Here is a 20857-nt window from a genome sequence, read left to right as displayed (position 1 = left end):
ATGAAGGACCGCAGGCTGCCAGCCTGCGGTCCTTTTTTTTCGATCGAGATCGCCATGACCATGACCGAACAGCTGAATGCATTGGGCTCTATCCTGGCTCAAGGCAGTTTGCACAGCCTGTTCCAACCGATCATCAGCCTCTCTGACCGACGCATTCTCGGCTATGAAGCCCTCAGTCGTGGGCCGTCCAACAGCCCGCTGCACTCCCCCGTCGCCCTGTTCTCCGTGGCCAGCCAGGCCGGACGGCTCAGTGAACTGGAGATCGCCTGCCGTGAAAGCGCGTGCCGCCGCTTCAGTGAACAGAAGCTGCCGGGCAAGCTGTTCCTCAACGTTTCGCCGCAATCCCTGATGGAAACCGCGCATCAGCCGGGGCGCACCCTGCAACTGCTGCATGACTTCGGCATTCCACCGAGCCAAGTGGTGATCGAACTCACCGAGCAAACCCCCACCAACGATATCGACCTGCTGCAAACGGCGCTGCACCACTACCGCAACATGGGTTTCTCGATCGCCTTGGATGACCTGGGTGCCGGCTATTCCAGCCTGCGTCTATGGTCGGAGTTGCGCCCGGATTACGTGAAGATCGACCGACACTTCATCGACGGCATCCATCAGGATGCGCTTAAGCGGGAATTTGTCGGCTCCATCCTGCAAATCGCCAGGGCGTCGCGTGCCCAAGTGATTGCCGAAGGTATCGAGCTGCCTGAAGAGTTGGCGGTACTGACCGAGATGGGGGTGGACCTGGTTCAAGGCTACCTGCTCTGCCGTCCGCAGGAGCAACCGCCGCAGGAAGCACGCCTGATGCTGCCCAAGCCTGACAGCGCCAACGTGGCGCTGAACGATGAAGGCAGCGACCTCAGCGCCTTGCTCAACGAACAACCGGCGGTGGATCAGGACACCGCCACCGCCCAGGTGCTGGAAGCGTTCCGGCGCCAAGCCAACCTCAATTCCCTGGCGGTGCTGGATGGGCGCGGGCACCCGATCGGTATCGTCCACCGGCATTCGCTGTCGGACGCGCTGCTGAAACCCTTCGCCACCGACCTGTTTGCGCGCAAACCCATCAGCCGCTTGATGAGCGCCGACTTCCTGGCGGTGGAGCTGAGCCAGTCTCTGCAGCAGGTCAGCCGTTTGCTCACCAGCCGTGCACGGCAACGCATCGAAGAAGACTTTATCATCACGCTCAATGGTGATTATCTGGGCCTGGGCCGGGTGATCGATGTGCTCAAGCTGATCACCGAGTTGAAGATCCAGCAAGCGCGCTACGCCAATCCGCTGACCCTACTGCCGGGCAATGTGCCGATCCAGCAATGCCTGACGCGCCTGTTGCAGCAACAGCGCGAATCGGTGATCTGCTATGTGGATATCGACAGCTTCAAGCCGTTTAACGATATCTACGGCTATGGGCGTGGGGATGAGGTCTTGTTGTGCCTGGCGCAGTGCTTGAACGACCGCGTCGACCCCAGCCGCGACTTTGTCGGGCATATCGGCGGCGATGACTTTTTGCTGGTGCTGGGCCCGCAGGATTGGCGTAAACGCCTTAATCAGCTGCTGGATGACTTCCACACCCAATGCCGACGTTTCTACCGCGCCGAACACCTGGAGGCCGGTTGTTTCGTGGCGCTCAACCGCCAGGGCGTACGCCAGGAGTTTGCGCTGCTGTCACTGTCCATCGGCGTGGTGCATTTGTATCCACAGGCCTGTGGACAACTCGATGCCAGCCAGTTGGCGGAGCTGGCATCGCAAGCCAAGCACCATGCCAAGGATATGGCCGGCTATAGCATCCATGTGATCGACAGCATGGACGCACTACCCCAGGCGCTTTAAGCCTCGGCGGATTCCGGGTACTCGTATTCGAACACCCGCACCACTTCGGAGGCGTGCCAGGACGCGGCGGCCACGCCATCGGACGGCCCACTGAAACGCCCCAGGCGCTCCACACATTCAAAAAAACCGGTACGCGGCAGGCGACTGGCGCCCTGGCTGATCACCAGCGAGCTGCGCAACGGCTGCTCGGCCTTGGCGTCCAGCGCCGCCAGGTGCTCCAAAGCGGCAGCCAGGGTTTGCATGGCGGGCGTGGGAAATTGCAGGCGCTCCAGCAGCGCGCGGTAGGTCAGCAGATGGCGCTGGCGGCGAGCCTGGTCCAGTTCGTTGAGTAATCCATCCCAGTGTTGACGGCTGATACGTAGGCTCAAGATTCATCCCTCCAACCTGCAACGCCCAATTCCCAGGCCAGGCTGCGGCGGATCGCGGCATCCGGCTGGCGTTCACCACTTTCAATCAATCCAAGATATGAGGGGCTGATCCCCACAGTGCGTGCCAGGGTTTCGATCGCCAGGCCCTTGGCCTCACGCAAGCCGCGCAGGTCTGCAAGCGGGCGCAGGTCCTGGTCAGGGGCGGCTTGGGCAGTCGATGAGAGAGGAGGTAACGTCGGTTGTTGCTGACCGGCAGCTTTTAGCAGCGCCTGGTACTGATCCCATGGCAACACCGCGTATTCGGGTTCGCCATTGCGTGAAATTATCTGAATATCCATGACCGCCCCGTAGGATAACAACACTTACTGAGTAAGCTCTTTCCTTAGGAGTGTAATCCTAACAGCCACAAAGGTCGCAGGGGGATATACCGTGTCATCCGTTTTTTTGCGGGTTTTCCTTGGCCAGCAGCGCGGGCGTAGCAGGCAGTCGCTCAACCACGGCGAGCTTTTCCGGGCGCTGGGCGTCACGCCAGGCACGAAAGGCGCTCAGTTCGCCTTCCAGGGTCTTCATGACCCATGCCAGCACGGCAATGTCGTCGAGCATGCCGAACATGGGGATAAAGTCCGGAATGGCATCAATCGGGCTGAGGAAGTACATCAACCCCGCCACCACCGAGATCAGCGCCTTGGGGCTGATCGCCCGGTACTCGCCGCGCCAGTAGGCCAGGCACAGCGCCTGGAGCAACTTGAAGTCATCCTTGAGTTTGCCCAGGCGATTGCCCTGGCTGGAGCCCTTGGCCGCCACCGCGAACAGTAACGTCGGCAAACGTCCACGCCCTAGGAGACGCGCGGCCATGGGCAGGAAACGGGTGAAATTGAAGGGTGGTTTCATCTGTCACTCCAGTTCCAGGCGACATAAAAGGTTATCCACACAAATTGTGGATAACCTTGTGAACAGAGCCTATTTTCCGCGCTGAAAGCCACGTGTTACAAGGCTTTCAGTCAGATCGGGCATTTTTTGCGCACTGAAAAAAAACCCAAGATTTCATTGACTTGGCGTTGATGTGCGGCTACCCGTACTCGAGTCTTATATCAGACTGTTACCTGCCACAGACGTTCGTTTGGATCTGCACAGCTCCCCCATTTAGAACGATGCCCCCCAGAAACAACAACGCCCCGTCTAGACGGGGCGTTGTATGTTCAGGCGCCGATTACTTCTTGGCGGCTGGTGCTGCAGGTGCTTCTGCTTTGGCTGGATCCTTGATGGCCAGCAGCTCCAGGTCGAATACCAGCACGGAGTTGGCTGGGATCGCTGGGCTTGGGCTTTGTGCGCCGTAGGCCAGGTCCGAAGGGATGTACAGCTCGACCTTCTCGCCGACGTGCATCAGTTGCAGGCCTTCGACCCAACCTGGGATCACGCCGCTGACCGGCAGGTCAATCGGGCTACCGCGATCCACGGAGCTGTCAAAGGTGGTGCCGTTGGTGAGTTTGCCGGTGTAGTGCACAGTCACCACGTCAGTCGGCTTAGGCTGTGCGCCATCGGCTTTCTTGATGATCTTGTACTGCAGACCGGAAGCGGTGGTGACGACGCCGTCTTTCTTGGCGTTGTCTTCGAGGAATTTCTTGCCGGCGGCTGCCGACTCTTCGCTCATCTTGGTCATGCGTTCTTCAGCACGCTTTTGCAGTGCGGCAAACGCTTCAACCAGCTCGTCGTCTTTGAGCTTCTGCTCTTTTTTGCCGACAGCATCTTCGATGCCTTGGGCTACTGCTTTGGAATCCAGGTCATCCATGCCTTCTTGGGCAAGGCTTTTGCCCATGTTCAGGCCGATGCCGTAGGAAGCTTTCTGCGCCGGGGTTTTCAGCTCTACGCTGGTCTGCGAATCACAACCCGCAAGTACCAGGCTAACCAGGGCCACCGCCGCCGCCAACCGATGCTGTTTCATGCTATTTCCTTGTTCATGCGCCAATAGGGCATTCGAATAAAGTCGCGAGCTTATCAGGCGGCCACGACCAATGGCTACCGGCATGTGAGCAGGAAACTTCTGATAAGTTCACGTGTTTAAAAGCATTTTCATTCATGATGGGGCCCCGCGAAGGATCGTGGGGCCGCCTGCTACCAGGCTCATGGCCACTTGCCGCCCTTGTGGCGTAGTGGCATAACAACGCGACACCTCGACAAGGCCGAGACAAGGATAGCCATCTTGCGCATTTTTTCCCGTGTTTTACTCCTGATATTAATAGCACTGGGCCTGATCCTGGCCGTGGTGCTTTATTACACCATCAACCCCAAGCTGCCGGACTATGTGCCCGTGGAGCAGGTGCACTACCAGGAACAATGGAGTGCCGCCGACCGCCAGACCTACTACTTCACGCCCCAGGGCACCCAGGTAAAAGGCCTGCACTACGACTGGTTCACTGCCCTGGAATTGCCGTTTTCCGAGCAGCGCTTTGCCACGCCAGCGTATTTGGCCCGCTTCGGTTTCCTGGTCGACCCCAAGCAACTGCCCACGGCGCAAAACCCCGGCAACCTGCCCGTGGGTTTCGCCCGGCACAAAAACGCCGGCAGCAACGTCGAGTACCTGGATATCACCTGCGCCGCCTGCCACACCGGCGAACTGCATTACAAAAACCAAGCCCTGCGGATCGACGGCGGTTCCGCCCAGCACGTGCTGCCCTCCAGCGTGCCGACCTTGCGCGGCGGCAGTTTCGGCCAGGCCCTGGTCGCGAGCCTGGCGGCCACCTATTACAACCCATGGAAGTTCGAACGCTTTGCCCGCCAGGTGCTGAAAGATCGCTACGACGCCGAGCACAAACAACTGCGCCAAGACTTCAAGCAGTCGCTGAACAAATTCCTCAAGGTGGCCTGGAACGATACCCACCGTGGCCTCTACCCCACTGAAGAAGGTCCCGGCCGCACGGACGCCTTTGGCCGCATTGCCAACGCCAGCTTTGGCGACGCCATTTCTCCCGACAACTATCGCGTCGCCAATGCGCCGGTGGACTACCCGCAGTTGTGGGATATCTGGACCTTCGACTGGGTGCAATGGAACGGCTCGGCCCAACAGCCCATGGCACGCAACATCGGCGAAGCGCTGGGTGTCGGCGCGACCCTGACCTTTTTCGACGACGCCGGCCAACCGCTCCAGGGCGATGCGCGCTACCCCTCCAGCGTAAGGGTGCGCGACCTCAACCTGATCGAAGAAACCCTGCAACGCCTCAAGGCCCCGACCTGGCCCGAGGATCTGTTCGGCACCATCGATAAGCCGCTCGCCGCCCAAGGCCGCGCACTGTTCGCCGAAAACTGCGCCGGCTGCCATGTGCCCAGCGTCACCCAGGAAAACGGCCGTCCTGTGCAACAGCTGAAAATGCTGCCAGTGGCCTACATCGGCACCGACCCCGGCACTGCCAGCAACATCGCCGATCAGCGCTACGACCTCAGCGCCCTGCAATGGGACCTGGCGGAACTGGCCAAACTCAACGTCGAACTGCACCCCACGCCGACCGAGCCACTGGACCTGAAAAAAATGTCCGTGGCCAAGGGCCTCGCCTACGTCACCGCTTTCGTCGAAGAACATGCCTACCGCGCCGCCGGCGTGACCCCGGCCGAGCGCCCGCGCCTGGACGGCTACGGCCTGCCCATTGGCGTGCGTGAACTGCGAGCTTATAAGGCGCGGCCATTGGCAGGCGTCTGGGCGACACCGCCGTTCCTGCATAACGGTTCGGTGCCGACGATCTATCAGTTGCTCTCGCCCCAGGACGAGCGCAGCACCACCTTCTATAAAGGCACCTTCAACTACGACCCGCGCCACCTCGGCTTTGAGACCGGTGCGTTCAAGAATGCCTTTCTGTTCGACACCAAAATCACCGGCAACCACAACAGCGGTCACGAATTCCGTGCCGGCAGTCGTGGCAATGGCGTGATCGGCCGTGGCCTGCTACCGCAGGAACGCTGGGCGCTGCTGGAATACCTCAAAGTACTGGGCGGCCCGCTGGAGCAACAACTGCCATGATGATTCGATCCCCCTACGACCGACCTTCCCTGCTCGCCCGCCTATGGCTGCGCATCGGCGCGTTTCTGGGCAAGACCCTGCTGTGGCTGGTGGGCCTCGGCCTGCTCGGCTGGCTGGCCGCTACCGCCTGGTACGCCTGGCAACACAGCGGCCCGGTGTCGCCGAATGAGCAGATTCCGCCGGGCGAAGCAGCGATGACCCAAGGCATTATCCAGACGGCCGTGCGCATCGTTGACCAGCACCGCGAAGGCACGCGCTACCTGCGCGATGCCCATGCCAAGGCCCATGGTTGCGTCAAGGCCGAAGTCAGCGTGTTGGCCGATCTCGACCCGGCGCTGCGCCAGGGCGTGTTCGCCGAGCCGGGCAAGACCTGGCAGGCGATGATGCGACTGTCCAACGGCAACGCCTACCCACAGTTCGACAGCATCCGGGATGCGCGGGGCATGGCGCTCAAGCTGCTGGACGTGCCGGGCAAACAACTGCTGGCCGATCAACAGGCACGCACGGAACAGGACTTCGTGATGTTCAGCCACCCGAACTTCTTCGTCAGCGATGTAGCGGAGTATGCGCAGAACATCGGCGCACAAGCGGACGGCAAGAAAGTCCTGGCGTTCTTCCCCAAGGCAGACCCACGGACCTGGCAGGTGCGCCACCTGTTTATCGCCCTGGCGACCCTGGCCCCCGCACCGGCCAGCCCGACGCAAACGACGTACTTTTCGGTCTCGCCCTACAAGTTCGGGACGGCCAACGCCAAGTTCCGCGTCGCGCCCGACCCGCTCAGCTGCCCGGAATATCAACTGCCCAAGCAAAACCAGGACTTGCCGAACTTCCTGCGCAGCGCCTTGAGCCAGCAGTTGTCCACCGACCGCATACCTGCGTGTTTCGTGCTGCAGATCCAGCGGCAGAACCCGCAGACCTTCATGCCCATCGAAGACACCAGCATCGAATGGAAGGAGAGCGATGCGCCCTATGAAACGGTGGCCAAGGTGCGCATCCCGGCGCAGGATTTCGATACACCCGAGCAGAACCTGGCGTGCGACAACCAATCGTTCAACCCCTGGTTTGGTGTAGCGGAACACCGCCCTATCGGCGGTATCAACCGCTTGCGCAAGGCGGTGTACGAAGCGGTCAGCGATTACCGCCACAGCCGCAACGCCCCGTAAAGAATGCATAACATCAGGCCCGACGGCGTAAGGATTGCGTCGGGTCTATTGAGCCCTTATCACCCCTGCCTCTACCGTGAGCACCTACCCCATCACCCGTAGGAAGTCACCGTGGAAAGCTCAACCCTCGGCATGATCGTACTCACCCTGATCGCCGTGTTCGGCACCGCTTCTTTTTGCTTCGAACACCTGGCGACGCGCCAGACCAAAAAGAAAAATACCGGCCAGCACTGACACTCAGTCAGCGAGTCCAGCCTCTGCGGTACGTGCCTGCAACCATTGACGAAAACTGCGCACCGCCGCGGGCGGATTGCGATGATGCGGCTGCATCAGGTGCAGGCGGCCGCGACTGTGCATGCTGTGGGGCAAGGCTATTTGCAGGCGTCCGGACTCAAGGTCAGTCTCCAGCAAGCGCTTCCACCCCAAGGCGACGCCGTGCCCCATCACCGCCGATTGCATCAACAATTGATAGCTGTTGGTGCGCAACGCATGGCGCGGAGAGTAGTAGTCGGCACCGGCGTCGGCGAACCAGTCGGCCCAGGTCAGCCAATCGTGGTGGTGGTCCTCGACGATCAGCAAGGTGTGAGCGTGCAACAAGTGGTGCAGGTCGCGAATTGGGCCGTGGCGCTCAAGGTAGCCGGGACTGCACACGGTGATGACCTGCTCGCTGTCGAACACCGGTGACAGCTCAAGGCCGTGGGGCGCGGCCAGTTCATCCAAGTGATAGAACAAACCAAGGTCATATTCGCTGACATCCAAGTGGCTGGGGCTTTCGCTGCACAGGATGCGGATATCCAGGTCCGGATGGTCGCGCTGGAACTGCGGCAACAGGCCGGCAAGCCAGATAGAACTGATGGTGGGCGTGCTGGCCAGGGTCAACTGGCGATCGGCACCACGCCTGCGCAACTCGGCGGACTCGCGATCAAGCTCACGCAACAGGCGTTGGACGGTACGGAAGTAACGTACCCCGGCAGGGGTCAGGCTCAAGCCTTGGGCCAGCCGATAAAACAGCGGACGGGCCAAGTCTTCTTCGAGGCGTTTGACCTGGCGGCTAACCGCGCTTTGGGTCAGATTCAGTTCATGGGCCGCCTGGGTAAAGCTCAAATGGCGTGCGGCCGCTTCGAACGTCTGCAGGCAGTTGAGGGGCGGAAGATCGACATTTCGGCGCGACATGAGCAAGTCCATTGGCAATGACGGGCCCAGGTTACCCCAGGCCCGCAGAGATCACGTTGACAGGCATCCTGCCACTTGCCTGCTTACAGTGCGACCCTGGCCACGCGCTTACTCCATTGTCGACGATGTTCCAGTTGGCCATTTTCCCAGGCGGTCTGCTCCGCTTCGATGTAGAACCACTCGGCATCGGCGTGCACGCTCAGGTGGCTTTCCACCTCCACGGCCCACTGGTCGCGGCCGACACAGTAGTGCCATTCGATGTCGGCCCGCGTCGACAGCGGATCCCAGGGCAAGGTGCGGTATTGCTCGGTGCAACGCTGGTCCACTGACAAGCCATGGTCGGTAAAACGCACCGAACCCAGGTCGTCTTCAATTTTCACACAGACTTCGCCACTGCCCACGTCTTCGATCAGTGTGCGTTTCGGCGCGGCACCGCGTAAGACTTCCATCGCTACCGGTGTAGCCGACTGCGGCGCTTCGAACGGGCACTCCACCGCCTCGCCGGTAAACACCGGCAGTTGCAGGCTTTGCAGGCCTGGTAGCAACGTCAAAGTGGTCAGCTCGCGGCTCGGCCACAGCAACGGGAAACTCGCCGTGCTGAGCGCCAGGCGCAAACGGTAGCCGGCAGGCAGGCGCATGCCGATGTGGTCGAGGTTCAACTGCACATCCATCGGTTGACCTGGGACGACAGGCGTTACCTGGGAAAAGTCCTCACGCAGTGTGAGATTAAGCACGCCGTAGCTGACTTGCGTGACCTGCCCATCCGGCGCTATCGCATTCAGCCTGGCGACCAATTGACCACAGGATGTGTCACTTGCCAGACGCAACTTAAGCCGTGCATCGCCGAGCAACGACAGCGGCTCGGTCAGCGGCTGCGAGTCGAAGCACAGCGACTGGGCGTCATCGCGACGTTGATCCGTCGGCCCATCGGGGCCAAACCAGATAGCGCAGTACTCGCCCTGGTGCAGGCCGGTGGTCAGCGGCGAACAAATGCTGCGCGGCGCCGCCAAAGGTTGTGCACCCGTACTCAGGCCATGTTCACCCAGGCTGAAATCCGTCCATTGCACTTGCGAGTCGGGCCAGCCCGCCGTCTGCACCCAGATCCCCGGCCGCTCGGCATAACTGCCCTTCGGCGGCAGAATATCCTGTAAGTAAAAGGTGCAGGATGCGTCATCCATCACCCCGTTATCGATGCCCTTGAGCCAGTGATCCCACCAGCGCTTGGCTTCTTGCAGGAAGCCGATGGCCGGGTTGGGCACGGCAAAATGCGGGTACTTGTGAATCCACGGTCCGATCATGGCCTTCTTCGGGCCGGGCAGGTTTTGCATCAGGCGCGAAACAGTGTTGCGATAGGCATCGCCCCAGCCGCCCACCGCATACACGGCCGCCTTGATCTTCGCGTAGTCCTCGCACACCGAGCCGTGGCGCCAGTAGTCATCGCGGGTCTGGTGTTGCAGCCAGGTTTCGGCGAGCAGCGGCATGGCGTCCAGGCGTTGGTGCCAGAGGTCTTTCCAGTCGTCGCCGACCAGCAAGGGATCAGGCACCGCTGCGCTGAAGTTGAGCATGGTGGCGGCCCAGCCGAAGTTTTCCATCAACAGGTTGCCGCCCTTGTAGTGGATGTCGTCGGCATAACGGTCATCGGTGGAGCACAAGGTGATGATCGCCTTCAATGCCTCGGGCTGGCGCGCCGCGACTTGCAGGCCATTGAAGCCGCCCCAGGAGATGCCCATCATGCCGACATTGCCGTCGCACCAGGGTTGCCGGCACAACCAGTCGATCACTTCAAGGGCGTCTTCCTGCTCCTGCAGCAGGTACTCATCGGCCATCAAGCCTTGGGACTCACCGTTGCCGCGCATATCCACCCGCACACACACATAGCCCTGCCCCGCCATCCACGGGTGGGTCAGCGCATCGCGCACGGCGGTGCCGTCGCGCTTGCGGTACGGCAGGTATTCCAGGATCGCCGGAAAGGTCTGCAGGCCCGCGACTTCCGGCAACCAGATGCGTGCGGCCAGCTGGGTGCCGTCCTTCAAGGGGATCAGGCAGTGCTCGATTTCGCGCACGGTGTAAGCAAATTCAGTGACGATTTCCATCAGTAACTCCAACAGCGGTTCAATCGATCAGCGGGCGAAATCCGGCGCCGGGCTGGCGCTGTGCAGTTCCGTTGCGGGGGTCCGCTGATGGCGTTTCACATCCAGCAATGCGGGATTTTTCAACCAGAAGATCAGTGAGGTGCTGGCCAGCAACACCAGGAGCATCCCCGGCAGACCGCCGAGGTTGGAGAGCATCTTCACCCCGTCGATGCCGACGAATGAGACCATCACCCACGATACCGAGCCGATGATCACGCCCCAGACGATCTTCAACGCTGGGTTGCCATCCAGGTCGGAATCGGCGGTCACGCCTTTGCTGCACAGGTTGGCGATCACATCGGTGCTGGAGTCGGCGGCGGTGACAAAGGAGATGAACGCCACGAACAGCAGGAACGCGATCATCAGACCGCTGGCCGGCAACTGCTGGAACATCTGGTACAGCACGTGTTCCACGCCCTGCTCGTTCAGCACACGGTTGAGGCTGCCGTCGCCCAGCGCATCGAAGTACAGACTGGTGCCGGAAAAGATGCAGATCCACACCGCCGTGAACAACGCCGGGTAGAGCATGTTGATGTGGATGAATTCACGCACCGTGTAGCCACGCCCGATCTTGCCGAGGAACAACGCACTGACCGGCGCCCAGGCAAACCACACCGACCAGTAGAACACCGTCCAACTGTGTGGCCAGGTGTCGCCACTGGCGGCGCCGGTGAACAGGCTGCGGCTGAAGAAGGTGTCGAGGTACACGCCGAGGGACTCGACGCCAAGGCTGAACATGTACAGGGTCGGCCCGCACAACAGCACGAACAGCCCCAGGGCGAGCATGATCCAAGTATTGAACGAGGACAGCATCACGATCCCTTTCTGCAGGCCGCTGGCGGCCGAGGCGACAAAGGTAATAACGATGATCGCGATGATGATAGCCAGGCGCAACGGTGTGGTTTCACCGCCGATGTACTGAGCCAGGCCCCCGGCCAAGGTCAGCGCGCCGGTACCCAGGGACGAGGCCATGCCGGCCACCAGGGCGAACATCGCCAGGGTGTCGATCAGCCCTGCATAGCGCTTGACCCGCGCTTCACCGAGCAACGGTTCAAGCATGGCGCCGATGGAGAAATTGCTGCGTCGGTTGTAGAACGCCAACGCAAACACCAGCGAGGGCACCAAGTAGATGGCGTAGGGGGTGATGGTCCAGTGCAGGAACATCGTCGACATGGCAAAGGTCTTCGCCGCCGAACTACCCGCCTCGATCGGCAGGCTGGTGGGCGGGCCATACAGATGATAGAGCGGTTCGGCCGTGGTCCAGAACAGCACGCCCACCGCGAGGGTGGTGCACAGCGCCACCATGAACCAGCGCCATTTGCTCAGCAACGGCTGGGCGTCTTCGCCGCCGATTCGCACCTTGCCCAGCGCGGAGAAGTAGACGATCGCGGTTAGCACCACCATGGCAAACGAGCCGGCACTGAACAGCCATGAGAAGTTTTTCAGGATCAGGTTGTTGAGCTGTTTACTGACCGCAAGGAATGCATTCAGGTCGATGTAGCTGGCGATCACCGCCGCCAGCAGGATCAGGAACGTTGGCCAGAACACCAACGGACGCAGTGGATATTTCATAGAGAGCCGTTCCCCTTGCAGACTATTTTTATGTTGGAGAGCGAGCCCCCGCAGCATCCTGCTGCCGGTCACTCGCCTGGAAGTCTTCGCGTGGCTATAGATAAACGGTTAAGCGGCCGAGGGCGCAATCAACCAATGTGCATGGGGGTATTCCCCCACGTCATGGCGCACCCACACAGTTCAGGGCGAATAGGCAGTGCACAATGGCAGAGCGCGGAGAGGATAAAACGCAGACGAAAAAAAGCCCGCTCAATGAGCGGGCTTCTTGTGGTGACCTGGCGTTCAGTGTTCCAGGTTACCGAATATGGCGCAGCGGACGGGACTCGAACCCGCGACCCCCGGCGTGACAGGCCGGTATTCTAACCGACTGAACTACCGCTGCGCGTAACACTTGAAGCGAATGGTGGGTGATGACGGGATCGAACCGCCGACATTCTGCTTGTAAGGCAGACGCTCTCCCAGCTGAGCTAATCACCCTTCACTTTCGGTGTGGGCGGCATCATACACCAAAAATCCGCAATGTCTTGATTTAAATGCAATTTATTTGAAATATTTTCTCAGCCACGAGAAACCCCAGCAAAAACGGGCTTCTACGTCGTCAAATGCGAGTCTGTTGCGCTTACCCGCTGACTGGCCGCCCAATGAGATACCATTCTCGATAATGCTTGAGCCACGCCGATTCTATGGGTGAACCGCGCACCTTCAGGGTGACTACACGCGGGGATGTCTAATCGCCCAATAAAAACGCCGCCGGTCATCGGAAATGATCGGCGGCGTTTTTTGGCTTTTTGCAAACCCCAGACAGCAAAAAGCCCGCTCATTGAGCGGGCTTCTTGTGGTGACCTGGCGTTCAGTGTTCCAGGTTACCGAATATGGCGCAGCGGACGGGACTCGAACCCGCGACCCCCGGCGTGACAGGCCGGTATTCTAACCGACTGAACTACCGCTGCGCGTAACACATGAAGCGAATGGTGGGTGATGACGGGATCGAACCGCCGACATTCTGCTTGTAAGGCAGACGCTCTCCCAGCTGAGCTAATCACCCTTCGTTTCGGTGTGGCGCGCATTCTACGGAGCGACCTTAAGTCTGGCAAGCACTTTCTGAAATCTTTTTTTTGATAGCTTCCAATGGCTTAGGCAGGGTTGGCCTGGGACGTTATCAAGAGAATAATGCCCCCCTTTGTATAAAGGAGAGACTCACCCCATGTGGTTCAAGAACCTGCTTATCTATCGCCTGACCCAAGATCTGCCTGTTGATGCCGAGGCGTTGGAAGCGGCCATGGCCACCAAACTGGCGCGCCCTTGCGCAAGCCAGGAATTGACCACTTATGGTTTCGTCGCGCCTTTTGGTAAAGGTGAAGACGCTCCCCTGGTTCACGTCAGCGGTGACTTCCTGCTGATCGCCGCGCGCAAGGAAGAACGTATCCTGCCGGGCAGCGTGGTGCGTGATGCACTCAAGGAGAAGGTCGAAGAGATCGAAGCCGAGCAGATGCGCAAGGTCTATAAAAAGGAACGCGACCAGATCAAGGATGAAATCATCCAGGCCTTCCTGCCACGCGCCTTTATCCGTCGCTCGTCGACCTTCGCCGCCATTGCGCCGAAACAGGGCCTGATCCTGGTCAACTCGGCCAGCCCGAAACGCGCCGAAGACCTGCTGTCGACCCTGCGTGAAGTGATCGGCACCCTGCCGGTTCGTCCACTCACGGTTAAAACCGCGCCAACCGCGATCATGACCGATTGGGTCACCACCCAAAAGCCGGCCGATGACTTCTTCGTCCTTGACGAATGCGAGCTGCGTGACACCCACGAAGACGGCGGGATCGTGCGCTGCAAGCGCCAGGACCTGACCGGCGAAGAGATCCAACTCCACCTGACCACCGGCAAAGTCGTGACCCAACTGTCCCTGGCCTGGCAGGACAAGCTGTCCTTCATGCTCGACGACAAGATGACCGTCAAGCGCCTGAAGTTCGAAGACCTGCTGCAGGACCAGGCGGAACAGGACGGCGGCGACGAAGCCCTGGGCCAACTGGATGCGAGTTTTACCCTGATGATGCTGACGTTTGGGGACTTCATCCCCGCGCTGGTCGAAGCACTCGGCGGTGAAGAGACCCCACAGGGCATCTAACGCCTTGTGAAGATCAAACTGTGGGAGCGGGCTTGCTCGCGAATGCGGTGGATCAGTCAACATATTCAGCGACTGACACACCGCATTCGCGAGCAAGCCCGCTCCCACATTTGATTGGGTTCCCAGGCAGACATCAGCATTACCGAACCTAACTGACAACAAGGACACCCCCATGCGCGCACTCGCCGCCTTGAGCCGCTTCGTCGGTAATACCTTCGCCTACTGGGTGTTGGTTTTCGCCGTCGTCGCCTTCTTCGAACCCAGCTGGTTCATCGGCCTGAAAAGCGCCATCGTTCCGTTGCTGGGCCTGGTGATGTTCGGCATGGGGCTGACCCTCAAGATTGATGACTTCGCCGAAGTCGCCCGCCATCCGTGGCGCGTGGCCTTGGGCGTGGTCGCGCACTTTGTCATCATGCCCGGCATGGCCTGGTTGCTGTGCCAGGCCTTCCACCTGCCGCCGGAAATCGCCGTCGGCGTGATCCTGGTCGGTTGCTGCCCGAGCGGGACTTCGTCCAACGTGATGACTTGGTTGGCCCGTGGCGACCTGGCGTTGTCGGTCGCCATCGCCGCCGTCACCACCCTCCTCGCCCCGCTCCTCACCCCGGCGCTGATCTGGCTGCTGGCGTCGGCCTGGCTGCCGGTGTCGTTCATGGAGTTGTTCTGGTCGATCCTGCAAGTGGTGCTGCTGCCGATCGTGCTCGGTGTACTGGCGCAACGCGTGCTCGGTGAGCGGGTGCGCCATGCAGTGGATGTGTTGCCGCTGGTGTCGGTGGTGAGCATTGTGATCATCGTCGCGGCGGTGGTTGCGGCGAGTCAGGCGAAGATTGCCGAGTCGGGCCTGTTGATCATGGCGGTGGTGATGTTGCACAACAGCTTCGGTTACCTGCTGGGTTACTTCACCGGCCGCGTGTTCCAGTTGCCGCTGGCACAGCGCAAGTCGCTGGCGCTCGAAGTCGGCATGCAGAACTCAGGACTGGGCGCCGCCTTGGCCAGCGCCCATTTTTCGCCATTGGCGGCGGTGCCGAGTGCACTGTTCAGCGTCTGGCACAATATTTCCGGGGCGTTGCTGTCCACCTACTTCCGCCGCATGAGCGAAAAGGAAGACCGCCGCGTGCTGGAGAACACCCCGCAAACTTGATCAGCCGAGCACTTTTCGGCACTCTACCGAGCTTCGCGGGGACGACCCCGCGACGCTTCCAGCGCCTAATCCGGGGACGACCCCACCTAACGTTAGGAGGTCATCATGTCCTGGATCATTCTGTTTTTCGCGGGTCTGTTTGAAGTCGGCTGGGCCGTCGGCCTGAAGTACACCGACGGTTTCAGCAAACCGCTGCCGACTGCGTTGACGATTGCCGCCATGGCCGTCAGCCTCGGCCTGCTGGGCCTGGCCATGAAAGAATTGCCGCTGGGTACGGCCTACGCCATCTGGACCGGCGTGGGTGCCGTGGGCACCGTGATTGCCGGGATCATCCTGTTTGGGGAGTCCATGGCGTTGTTCCGGTTGGCCAGCGTGGCGCTGATCATTTGCGGGCTCATTGGGCTCAAGATCAGCACCTGATCCATTACCGCTGTCGAACCGCCGCTCCCACACCAGACCGCGTTCGCTAGAACAACGCGGTCTGGTGTGGGAGCTGGCTTGCCTGCGAAGAGGCCAGTAACCCAGCCCACAACTACCTGATACTCCCCCGCAACACCCCCACCCGTTCCTGCAACTGCGCAGGCGTCGCGGCCTCTACCGCCACCGGCTCACCGGCCACCAACACCACCCGCGACCAGATGCGATGGAAGAAGCCCTTGTTCGGATCGCGGCTGAAGAAACTCCCCCACAACCCCTGCAACGCCATCGGAATCACCGGCACCGCCGTCTCTTCCAGAATCCGCGTCACACCACCGCGAAACTCGTTCATCTCGCCATCGGCGGTCAGCTTGCCCTCGGGAAAGATGCACACCAACTCGCCTTCATTCAGGTACTGCGCAATGCGTGTGAAGGCCTTTTCGTAGATCTGGATGTCTTCGTGACGGCCGGCAATCGGAATCGCCCCGGCGGTGCGGAAGATGAAATTCAGCACCGGCAAGCGGTAGATCTTGTAGTACATGACAAAGCGAATCGGCCGACGTACCGCGCCGCCGATCAACAGTGCATCGACAAACGACACGTGGTTGCACACCAGTAACGCCGCGCCTTCATCCGGGATCGCCTCCAGGTTGCGATGCTCCACCCGGTACATGGAATGGCTGAGCAGCCAGATCATGAAACGCATGGTGAACTCGGGAACGATCTTGAAGATGTAGGTGTTGACCGCGATGTTGAGCAGCGACACCACCAGGAACAGCTCGGGGATCGACAGCTTGGCCACGCTCAGCAACAGGATCGACACGATGGCCGAGACCACCATGAACAGTGCGTTGAGGATGTTGTTGGCCGCGATCACCCGCGCGCGCTCGTTCTCGGCGGTACGCGACTGGATCAGTGCGTACAGTGGCACGATATAGAAGCCGCCAAACACGCCCAGGCCAAGGATATCGAACAACACCCACCAGGCCTGGCCGTAGCTGAGCACGGCGAGCCAGTCGTTGGCCTGCACGTTCTGCGGGAAGCCGCCGGAGTGCCACCACAGCAGCAGGCCAAACACCGTCAGGCCGAATGAACCGAACGGCACCAGGCCGATTTCTACCTTACGCCCGGAGAGTTTTTCGCAGAGCATCGAGCCGAGCGCGATGCCCACCGAAAATACGGTGAGGATCAGCGTCACCACGGTTTCGTCGCCGTACAACCATTCCTTGGCGTAGGCGGGAATTTGCGTGAGGTAGATCGCGCCGACAAACCAGAACCACGAGTTACCGACGATCGAACGCGAAACCGCGGGCGTCTGCCCCAGGCCCAAACGCAAGGTGGCCCAGGATTCGCTGAAAATGTTCCAGTTCAGACGCAACCCAGGGGTCGACGCCGCTGCCCTTGGGATACTGCGGCTGGCCAGATAGCCCAGCACCGCCACGCCGACGATCGCCACTGACACCACCGGCGCGTAATGGGTGGACGACATCATGATCCCGGCGCCAATGGTGCCGGCCAGGATCGCCAGGAACGTGCCCATCTCCACCAGGCCATTACCGCCCACCAATTCATCATCGTGCAAAGCCTGGGGCATGATCGAGTACTTCACCGGCCCGAACAGCGCCGAGTGGGTGCCCATGGCGAACAGCGCCAGCAGCATCATTTCCAAGTGGTTGGTGAGGAAGCCCGTCGCCCCCACGGCCATGATCACGATCTCGCCAATCTTGATCGCGCGAATCAAGGCGTCTTTGTTGAATTTCTCGCCAAACTGCCCGGCCAGCGCCGAGAACAGGAAGAACGGCAGGATAAACAGCAAGGCGCAGAGGTTGACCCAGATAGAGCGGTCACCGTCGATGGTGAGCTTGTAGAGAATGGCGAGGATCAGCGATTGCTTGAAGATGTTGTCATTGAACGCGCCCAGCAACTGGGTGATGAAAAACGGCAGGAAACGCCGTGTGCGCAGCAAAGTGAATTGCGAGGGGTGGCTCATCGTCCGTGTTCCTGCGTGGCCTGTTTTTTTGTAGAAACATTCAGGCCACGACTTTACCTAATCCGGCTTACTTATTCGCTAGTCCTGCAATGCACGGCGAAACAAAAAGCTCACCTTTATAAGCACCCTGCACCGTGCGCTTGGCCACGATCAACCACATCAGCGCCAACGCGACCACCAGCACACTGCCGAATACGCTGAAGAAACCCAGGTGCAACAGGCTCGCCAGCTTCAACGTGGCCAGGGCGTAGACCCCCAACGGAAAGGTGAAGCCCCACCACCCCAGATTGAACGGAATACCAGCGCGCAGGTAACGCAGGGTGATCAATACCGCGATCAGCATCCACCACAGGCCGAAGCCCCACAGCGTAATCCCCGCGACCACGCCGAGACCGTTGGCCATCTCACCGACGCCCGGTAAACCATTGGCCGCGAAGATCGCCGGCGCATCGCCCCCCAGCAGCAACATACCCAAGGCACCGGTGCCGATGGGCCCCAACGCCAGCCAGCTCGACGCGGCCATATTGGCGTGAGGCAGCTTATGCAGGGCCATGCGCAACATCAGGATAGTGAGGATGCTGAACGCCACCGGCAGGGAAAACGCCCACAGCACGTAGCTGGTCACCAGCATCACCAGCTGTGAATGGGCGTCCGCCAAGTGCGGTGCCAGCAGCCCACCGCTGGCGGCGGCGACTTCGGCGGCCACCACGGGTAGCAGCCAGACGGCCGTCATCTGGTCGATGCTGTGTTCCTGGCGGGTGAACATCATGAACGGGATCAGCACGCCGCAGGCCAGGGCCATGGCGACATCCAGCCACCACAGCGCTTCAGCCAGGGGGATCACGTCGCTGCCCCACCGCGGCAGGCCGAACAACAGCAGGCCGTTGAGAATGGTCGCGAGCCCCATGGGGATGGTGCCGAAGAACATCGACACCGTGGAGTGCCCGAATATCCGCCGCGCCTCATCGAAAAACATCACCCAACGGGCCGTGTACAACACGCTGAACAGCACAAACAAGCCGATGGTGAAAAACCACAGCGCTGCGGCAATCGCGTGCAAGCCTGGCACATCGGCCGGCAATTGGGCCAAGGCCAGCGCCAGCACGCCGGTGCCCATGGTGGCAGCAAACCAGTTGGGGGTGAATTGGCGGATCACTTCCCGTGGACGGGTCAAGTGACTGAAGGGTTTGTAGCTGATGGTATTCGAGCAGGTCATGATGGCAATCCTCTTCCTCGCATGAGGTTGAGACCATGGTAGAACCTGATCGAATATCTATATAACGGGTAATATCTCTATCTGTTATCTACTTTACCAATATAGGAGTCAAACGCTGCCTTCGCTTTCGATCACCAGGATGCGCGCCGGGCCTTGGGGATGTGCCACGTGCTCGGTGCCGACGCTGGCGTAGAAGATGTCGCCGACGGCCAGCTCCGCCACCTGCTCGAAGCCATTGTCGCGATAGTGCATCTGCACCCGGCCATCCAGCACCACAAACACTTCTTCGCCGTCATTGACGTGCCAGCGGTACGGCTGGTCGGTCCAGTGCAGGCGCGTGGTGATGCCGTTCATGTTGGCGATGTCCAGCGCCTCCCAGGCCCGGCTGCCGGTGAAGTCCTTGCTGCGGATGATCTTCATGCTTGAATCTCAGTCAGGCGATGCGGAAGGCGATTATTACTCATCAGCCGCCTGTCGTCGCCCTGGCGCGCGCCGAATCCTGCAACAGCAGGCCGACCAGTGCGCCGAGGGCCAGCAGGATGAGTACCGCGCCGTAGCCGTCAGTGGTGACGATCAGACCAAAGCGGCGAATCAGGTTGCCCGCCAGCAAAGACGGCAGGCAGAACGCCAGGTAACTCAGCACATAGAACGCCGACATCAAACCCGCGCGCTCATGGGGCAAGGCCAGCGGCACAACACTGCGCAGGGCACCGAGGAAGCCCGCACCAAAACCGCTGCCGGCGATCAGGGTGGCGATGAAAAACAGCAGCACGCTGGCGCTGTGCACGGCCGTGAGGATCAGCGCCACACCCACTGCCAGCAAGCCGGCCCCCAGGCGCAGCACTTTGTCGGCTGGGCGATTGCGCAGCGTGAAGATCATCAATGCGCCGCTCACGGTCAACACCGCCACCAGGCCGCCACCGATCAGGTTGGAGGTCGAACCGGTGGCGGTTCGTACCAGTGACGGCGCCAGGGACAGGTAGAACCCGCCCATCGCCCACACCGCCACATCCACCGGCAGCGACAACCACAAGGCCCGGCGCGCTTGGGGCGGTACGTGCAAGGTCGGGCGCAGCGAAGCCAGTGCGCCAGGGATACGGCTGACGCTTTCCGGCAGGCGCCATACGTAAACGGCCTGCAGCAGCATCAGCACGAACAGCGTGCAGTAGATCAACTGGGTCGGCAGCGGCGCGAACTCCACCAGCAGACTGCTGCCCATCGCACCGCAGGCCATGCCCAGCAACGGCGCTACGCTGTTGACCAGTGGGCCTTGCTGGCGATCCGTGTCCAGCAGTGCCGCGCCCAGTACGGCAGTGGCCATGCCCGTAGCAAAGCCCTGCAGCGTACGCGCGGCAATCAACCAGGCCACGCTGCCTTCATTGATAAACAGCAGCATCGCCAGCATGTTCAAGATCAACGCGGTAAAAATCACCGGCTTGCGCCCCAGATGGTCCGACAGTGAGCCAACAGTCAGAAGCGCCACCAGGAGACTCAGCGCATAGACGCCAAAGATCAGCGTGAGCATGCCTGCGGAAAAATGCAGGCCCTCCTGATACAGGTGATACAACGGCGTCGGCGCACTGGAGGCGGCGAGAAACGTCAGCAAGGTGATCGCGAGGAACACCAGGCTGGAACGCTGAGAAATCGGGTTGGACATACGCACGCTCCGCTAAAGCTAATATTTTGCTTTTGTGCAGTGTGCTACCAGGCCAGGCTTAAAGCAAATTCTT

General features: G+C 60.6%; 18 protein-coding genes and 4 tRNA genes. 7 read left to right on the top strand and 15 right to left on the bottom strand.

What is annotated here, in order from left to right:
* The first annotated feature begins 54 nt into the window (after window positions 1-54).
* Window positions 55-1824, top strand: coding sequence for a bifunctional diguanylate cyclase/phosphodiesterase (locus BMZ57_RS28165; RefSeq protein WP_029529192.1), 1770 nt, complete (start codon window positions 55-57; stop codon window positions 1822-1824).
* Here BMZ57_RS28165 and BMZ57_RS28160 read toward each other — a convergent pair.
* From BMZ57_RS28160 to bamJ, 4 genes are all read right to left on the bottom strand, one after another.
* On the bottom strand, window positions 1821-2192 hold the full coding sequence (locus BMZ57_RS28160) for a hypothetical protein (protein ID WP_005786715.1): 372 nt from the start codon (window positions 2190-2192) through the stop codon (window positions 1821-1823). The genes BMZ57_RS28165 and BMZ57_RS28160 overlap by 4 nt on opposite strands.
* Window positions 2189-2530 (bottom strand): helix-turn-helix domain-containing protein, encoded by a 342-nt coding sequence (locus tag BMZ57_RS28155; RefSeq protein ID WP_010211618.1) that lies wholly within the window; start codon window positions 2528-2530, stop codon window positions 2189-2191. The genes BMZ57_RS28160 and BMZ57_RS28155 overlap by 4 nt, the downstream gene beginning before the upstream one ends.
* A 94-nt stretch (window positions 2531-2624) precedes the next feature.
* Window positions 2625-3083, bottom strand: a complete 459-nt coding sequence (locus BMZ57_RS28150; protein WP_010211619.1) for a YkvA family protein — start codon at window positions 3081-3083, stop codon at window positions 2625-2627.
* Window positions 3084-3402: 319 nt separating this feature from the next.
* Window positions 3403-4134 carry a BamJ family beta-barrel-assembly machinery protein gene (bamJ, locus tag BMZ57_RS28145; protein ID WP_010211620.1) on the bottom strand — a complete coding sequence of 244 codons (732 nt, stop codon included), beginning with the start codon at window positions 4132-4134 and terminating at the stop codon, window positions 3403-3405.
* 258 nt (window positions 4135-4392) lie between these two features.
* Here bamJ and BMZ57_RS28140 point away from each other — a divergent pair, with 258 nt between their 5' ends.
* The 3 genes from BMZ57_RS28140 (at window position 4393) to BMZ57_RS30030 (ending at window position 7598) form a co-directional block, all read left to right on the top strand.
* Window positions 4393-6201 carry a di-heme-cytochrome C peroxidase gene (locus tag BMZ57_RS28140; RefSeq protein WP_069673178.1) on the top strand — a complete coding sequence of 603 codons (1809 nt, stop codon included), beginning with the start codon at window positions 4393-4395 and terminating at the stop codon, window positions 6199-6201.
* Window positions 6198-7364: a catalase family protein gene (locus BMZ57_RS28135; RefSeq protein WP_021492111.1), complete on the top strand. Its 1167-nt coding sequence runs from the start codon at window positions 6198-6200 to the stop codon at window positions 7362-7364. Before BMZ57_RS28140 ends, BMZ57_RS28135 begins: the two co-directional genes overlap by 4 nt.
* Window positions 7365-7475: 111 nt before the next feature.
* Entirely contained in the window at window positions 7476-7598 is a 123-nt protein-coding gene (locus tag BMZ57_RS30030) for a hypothetical protein (RefSeq protein WP_010211625.1), read from the top strand.
* Between the two features lie 3 nt (window positions 7599-7601).
* On the opposite strand, the gene BMZ57_RS28130 is transcribed toward BMZ57_RS30030, so the two are convergent.
* The 7 genes from BMZ57_RS28130 to BMZ57_RS28100 all read right to left on the bottom strand — a co-directional run bounded on the left by BMZ57_RS28130 (window position 7602) and on the right by BMZ57_RS28100 (window position 13286).
* On the bottom strand, window positions 7602-8537 hold the full coding sequence (locus BMZ57_RS28130) for a LysR substrate-binding domain-containing protein (RefSeq protein WP_021492112.1): 936 nt from the start codon (window positions 8535-8537) through the stop codon (window positions 7602-7604).
* 83 nt (window positions 8538-8620) lie between these two features.
* Window positions 8621-10630 carry a CocE/NonD family hydrolase gene (locus tag BMZ57_RS28125; RefSeq protein ID WP_021492113.1) on the bottom strand — a complete coding sequence of 670 codons (2010 nt, stop codon included), beginning with the start codon at window positions 10628-10630 and terminating at the stop codon, window positions 8621-8623.
* A gap of 27 nt (window positions 10631-10657) precedes the next feature.
* Window positions 10658-12241, bottom strand: a complete 1584-nt coding sequence (locus tag BMZ57_RS28120) for a BCCT family transporter (protein ID WP_021492114.1) — start codon at window positions 12239-12241, stop codon at window positions 10658-10660.
* Window positions 12242-12546: 305 nt separating this feature from the next.
* A tRNA-Asp gene (locus tag BMZ57_RS28115) sits at window positions 12547-12623 on the bottom strand.
* Window positions 12624-12642: 19 nt separating this feature from the next.
* Window positions 12643-12718: transfer RNA gene (locus tag BMZ57_RS28110), tRNA-Val, on the bottom strand.
* A 396-nt stretch (window positions 12719-13114) separates the two neighbouring features.
* A tRNA-Asp gene (locus BMZ57_RS28105) sits at window positions 13115-13191 on the bottom strand.
* A gap of 19 nt (window positions 13192-13210) precedes the next feature.
* Window positions 13211-13286 (bottom strand) — tRNA-Val (locus BMZ57_RS28100).
* A 159-nt stretch (window positions 13287-13445) separates the two neighbouring features.
* On the opposite strand from BMZ57_RS28100, the gene rdgC reads away from it, so the two are divergent.
* The 3 genes from rdgC to sugE all read left to right on the top strand — a co-directional run bounded on the left by rdgC (window position 13446) and on the right by sugE (window position 15924).
* A complete protein-coding gene (gene rdgC, locus BMZ57_RS28095) occupies window positions 13446-14366 on the top strand; it encodes a recombination-associated protein RdgC (RefSeq protein ID WP_010211632.1) in 921 nt (306 codons plus the stop codon).
* A 172-nt stretch (window positions 14367-14538) separates the two neighbouring features.
* The gene (locus BMZ57_RS28090) at window positions 14539-15504 is read left to right on the top strand and encodes a bile acid:sodium symporter family protein (RefSeq protein WP_044286919.1); all 966 of its coding nucleotides are present in this window, start codon (window positions 14539-14541) and stop codon (window positions 15502-15504) included.
* Between the two features lie 105 nt (window positions 15505-15609).
* The gene (sugE, locus tag BMZ57_RS28085; protein ID WP_010211634.1) at window positions 15610-15924 is read left to right on the top strand and encodes a quaternary ammonium compound efflux SMR transporter SugE; all 315 of its coding nucleotides are present in this window, start codon (window positions 15610-15612) and stop codon (window positions 15922-15924) included.
* A 112-nt stretch (window positions 15925-16036) separates the two neighbouring features.
* Here sugE and BMZ57_RS28080 read toward each other — a convergent pair whose 3' ends face one another.
* The 4 genes from BMZ57_RS28080 to BMZ57_RS28065 all read right to left on the bottom strand — a co-directional run bounded on the left by BMZ57_RS28080 (window position 16037) and on the right by BMZ57_RS28065 (window position 20784).
* Window positions 16037-17911 carry an MFS transporter gene (locus BMZ57_RS28080; RefSeq protein WP_069673179.1) on the bottom strand — a complete coding sequence of 625 codons (1875 nt, stop codon included), beginning with the start codon at window positions 17909-17911 and terminating at the stop codon, window positions 16037-16039.
* A 67-nt stretch (window positions 17912-17978) separates the two neighbouring features.
* The gene (locus BMZ57_RS28075) at window positions 17979-19127 is read right to left on the bottom strand and encodes a TDT family transporter (protein WP_069673180.1); all 1149 of its coding nucleotides are present in this window, start codon (window positions 19125-19127) and stop codon (window positions 17979-17981) included.
* A 108-nt stretch (window positions 19128-19235) separates the two neighbouring features.
* The gene (locus tag BMZ57_RS28070; protein ID WP_010211643.1) at window positions 19236-19547 is read right to left on the bottom strand and encodes a cupin domain-containing protein; all 312 of its coding nucleotides are present in this window, start codon (window positions 19545-19547) and stop codon (window positions 19236-19238) included.
* Between the two features lie 43 nt (window positions 19548-19590).
* The gene (locus tag BMZ57_RS28065) at window positions 19591-20784 is read right to left on the bottom strand and encodes an MFS transporter (protein WP_042572444.1); all 1194 of its coding nucleotides are present in this window, start codon (window positions 20782-20784) and stop codon (window positions 19591-19593) included.
* Window positions 20785-20857: the final 73 nt, after the last annotated feature.

The organism is Pseudomonas simiae (assembly GCF_900111895.1).
Lineage (GTDB): Bacteria > Pseudomonadota > Gammaproteobacteria > Pseudomonadales > Pseudomonadaceae > Aquipseudomonas > Aquipseudomonas simiae.
The sequence above is the reverse complement of the archived record's forward strand: the minus strand, read 5'-3'. Positions and strand labels throughout refer to the sequence as shown.

Excerpts from the sequence above, each read along its gene's own strand:
- BMZ57_RS28065 (WP_042572444.1), bottom strand. The coding sequence starts at position 20,784 with ATGTCCAACCCGATTTCTCAGCGTTCCAGCCTGGTGTTCCTCGCGATC.
- BMZ57_RS28080 (WP_069673179.1), bottom strand. The coding sequence starts at position 17,911 with ATGAGCCACCCCTCGCAATTCACTTTGCTGCGCACACGGCGTTTCCTG.
- BMZ57_RS28075 (WP_069673180.1), bottom strand. The coding sequence starts at position 19,127 with ATGACCTGCTCGAATACCATCAGCTACAAACCCTTCAGTCACTTGACC.
- BMZ57_RS28150 (WP_010211619.1), bottom strand. The coding sequence starts at position 3,083 with ATGAAACCACCCTTCAATTTCACCCGTTTCCTGCCCATGGCCGCGCGT.
- BMZ57_RS28120 (WP_021492114.1), bottom strand. The coding sequence starts at position 12,241 with ATGAAATATCCACTGCGTCCGTTGGTGTTCTGGCCAACGTTCCTGATC.
- BMZ57_RS28070 (WP_010211643.1), bottom strand. The coding sequence starts at position 19,547 with ATGAAGATCATCCGCAGCAAGGACTTCACCGGCAGCCGGGCCTGGGAG.
- bamJ (WP_010211620.1), bottom strand. The coding sequence starts at position 4,134 with ATGAAACAGCATCGGTTGGCGGCGGCGGTGGCCCTGGTTAGCCTGGTA.
- BMZ57_RS28155 (WP_010211618.1), bottom strand. The coding sequence starts at position 2,530 with ATGGATATTCAGATAATTTCACGCAATGGCGAACCCGAATACGCGGTG.
- BMZ57_RS28130 (WP_021492112.1), bottom strand. The coding sequence starts at position 8,537 with ATGTCGCGCCGAAATGTCGATCTTCCGCCCCTCAACTGCCTGCAGACG.
- BMZ57_RS28135 (WP_021492111.1), top strand. The coding sequence starts at position 6,198 with ATGATGATTCGATCCCCCTACGACCGACCTTCCCTGCTCGCCCGCCTA.
- BMZ57_RS28090 (WP_044286919.1), top strand. The coding sequence starts at position 14,539 with ATGCGCGCACTCGCCGCCTTGAGCCGCTTCGTCGGTAATACCTTCGCC.
- sugE (WP_010211634.1), top strand. The coding sequence starts at position 15,610 with ATGTCCTGGATCATTCTGTTTTTCGCGGGTCTGTTTGAAGTCGGCTGG.
- BMZ57_RS28165 (WP_029529192.1), top strand. The coding sequence starts at position 55 with ATGACCATGACCGAACAGCTGAATGCATTGGGCTCTATCCTGGCTCAA.
- BMZ57_RS28125 (WP_021492113.1), bottom strand. The coding sequence starts at position 10,630 with ATGGAAATCGTCACTGAATTTGCTTACACCGTGCGCGAAATCGAGCAC.
- rdgC (WP_010211632.1), top strand. The coding sequence starts at position 13,446 with ATGTGGTTCAAGAACCTGCTTATCTATCGCCTGACCCAAGATCTGCCT.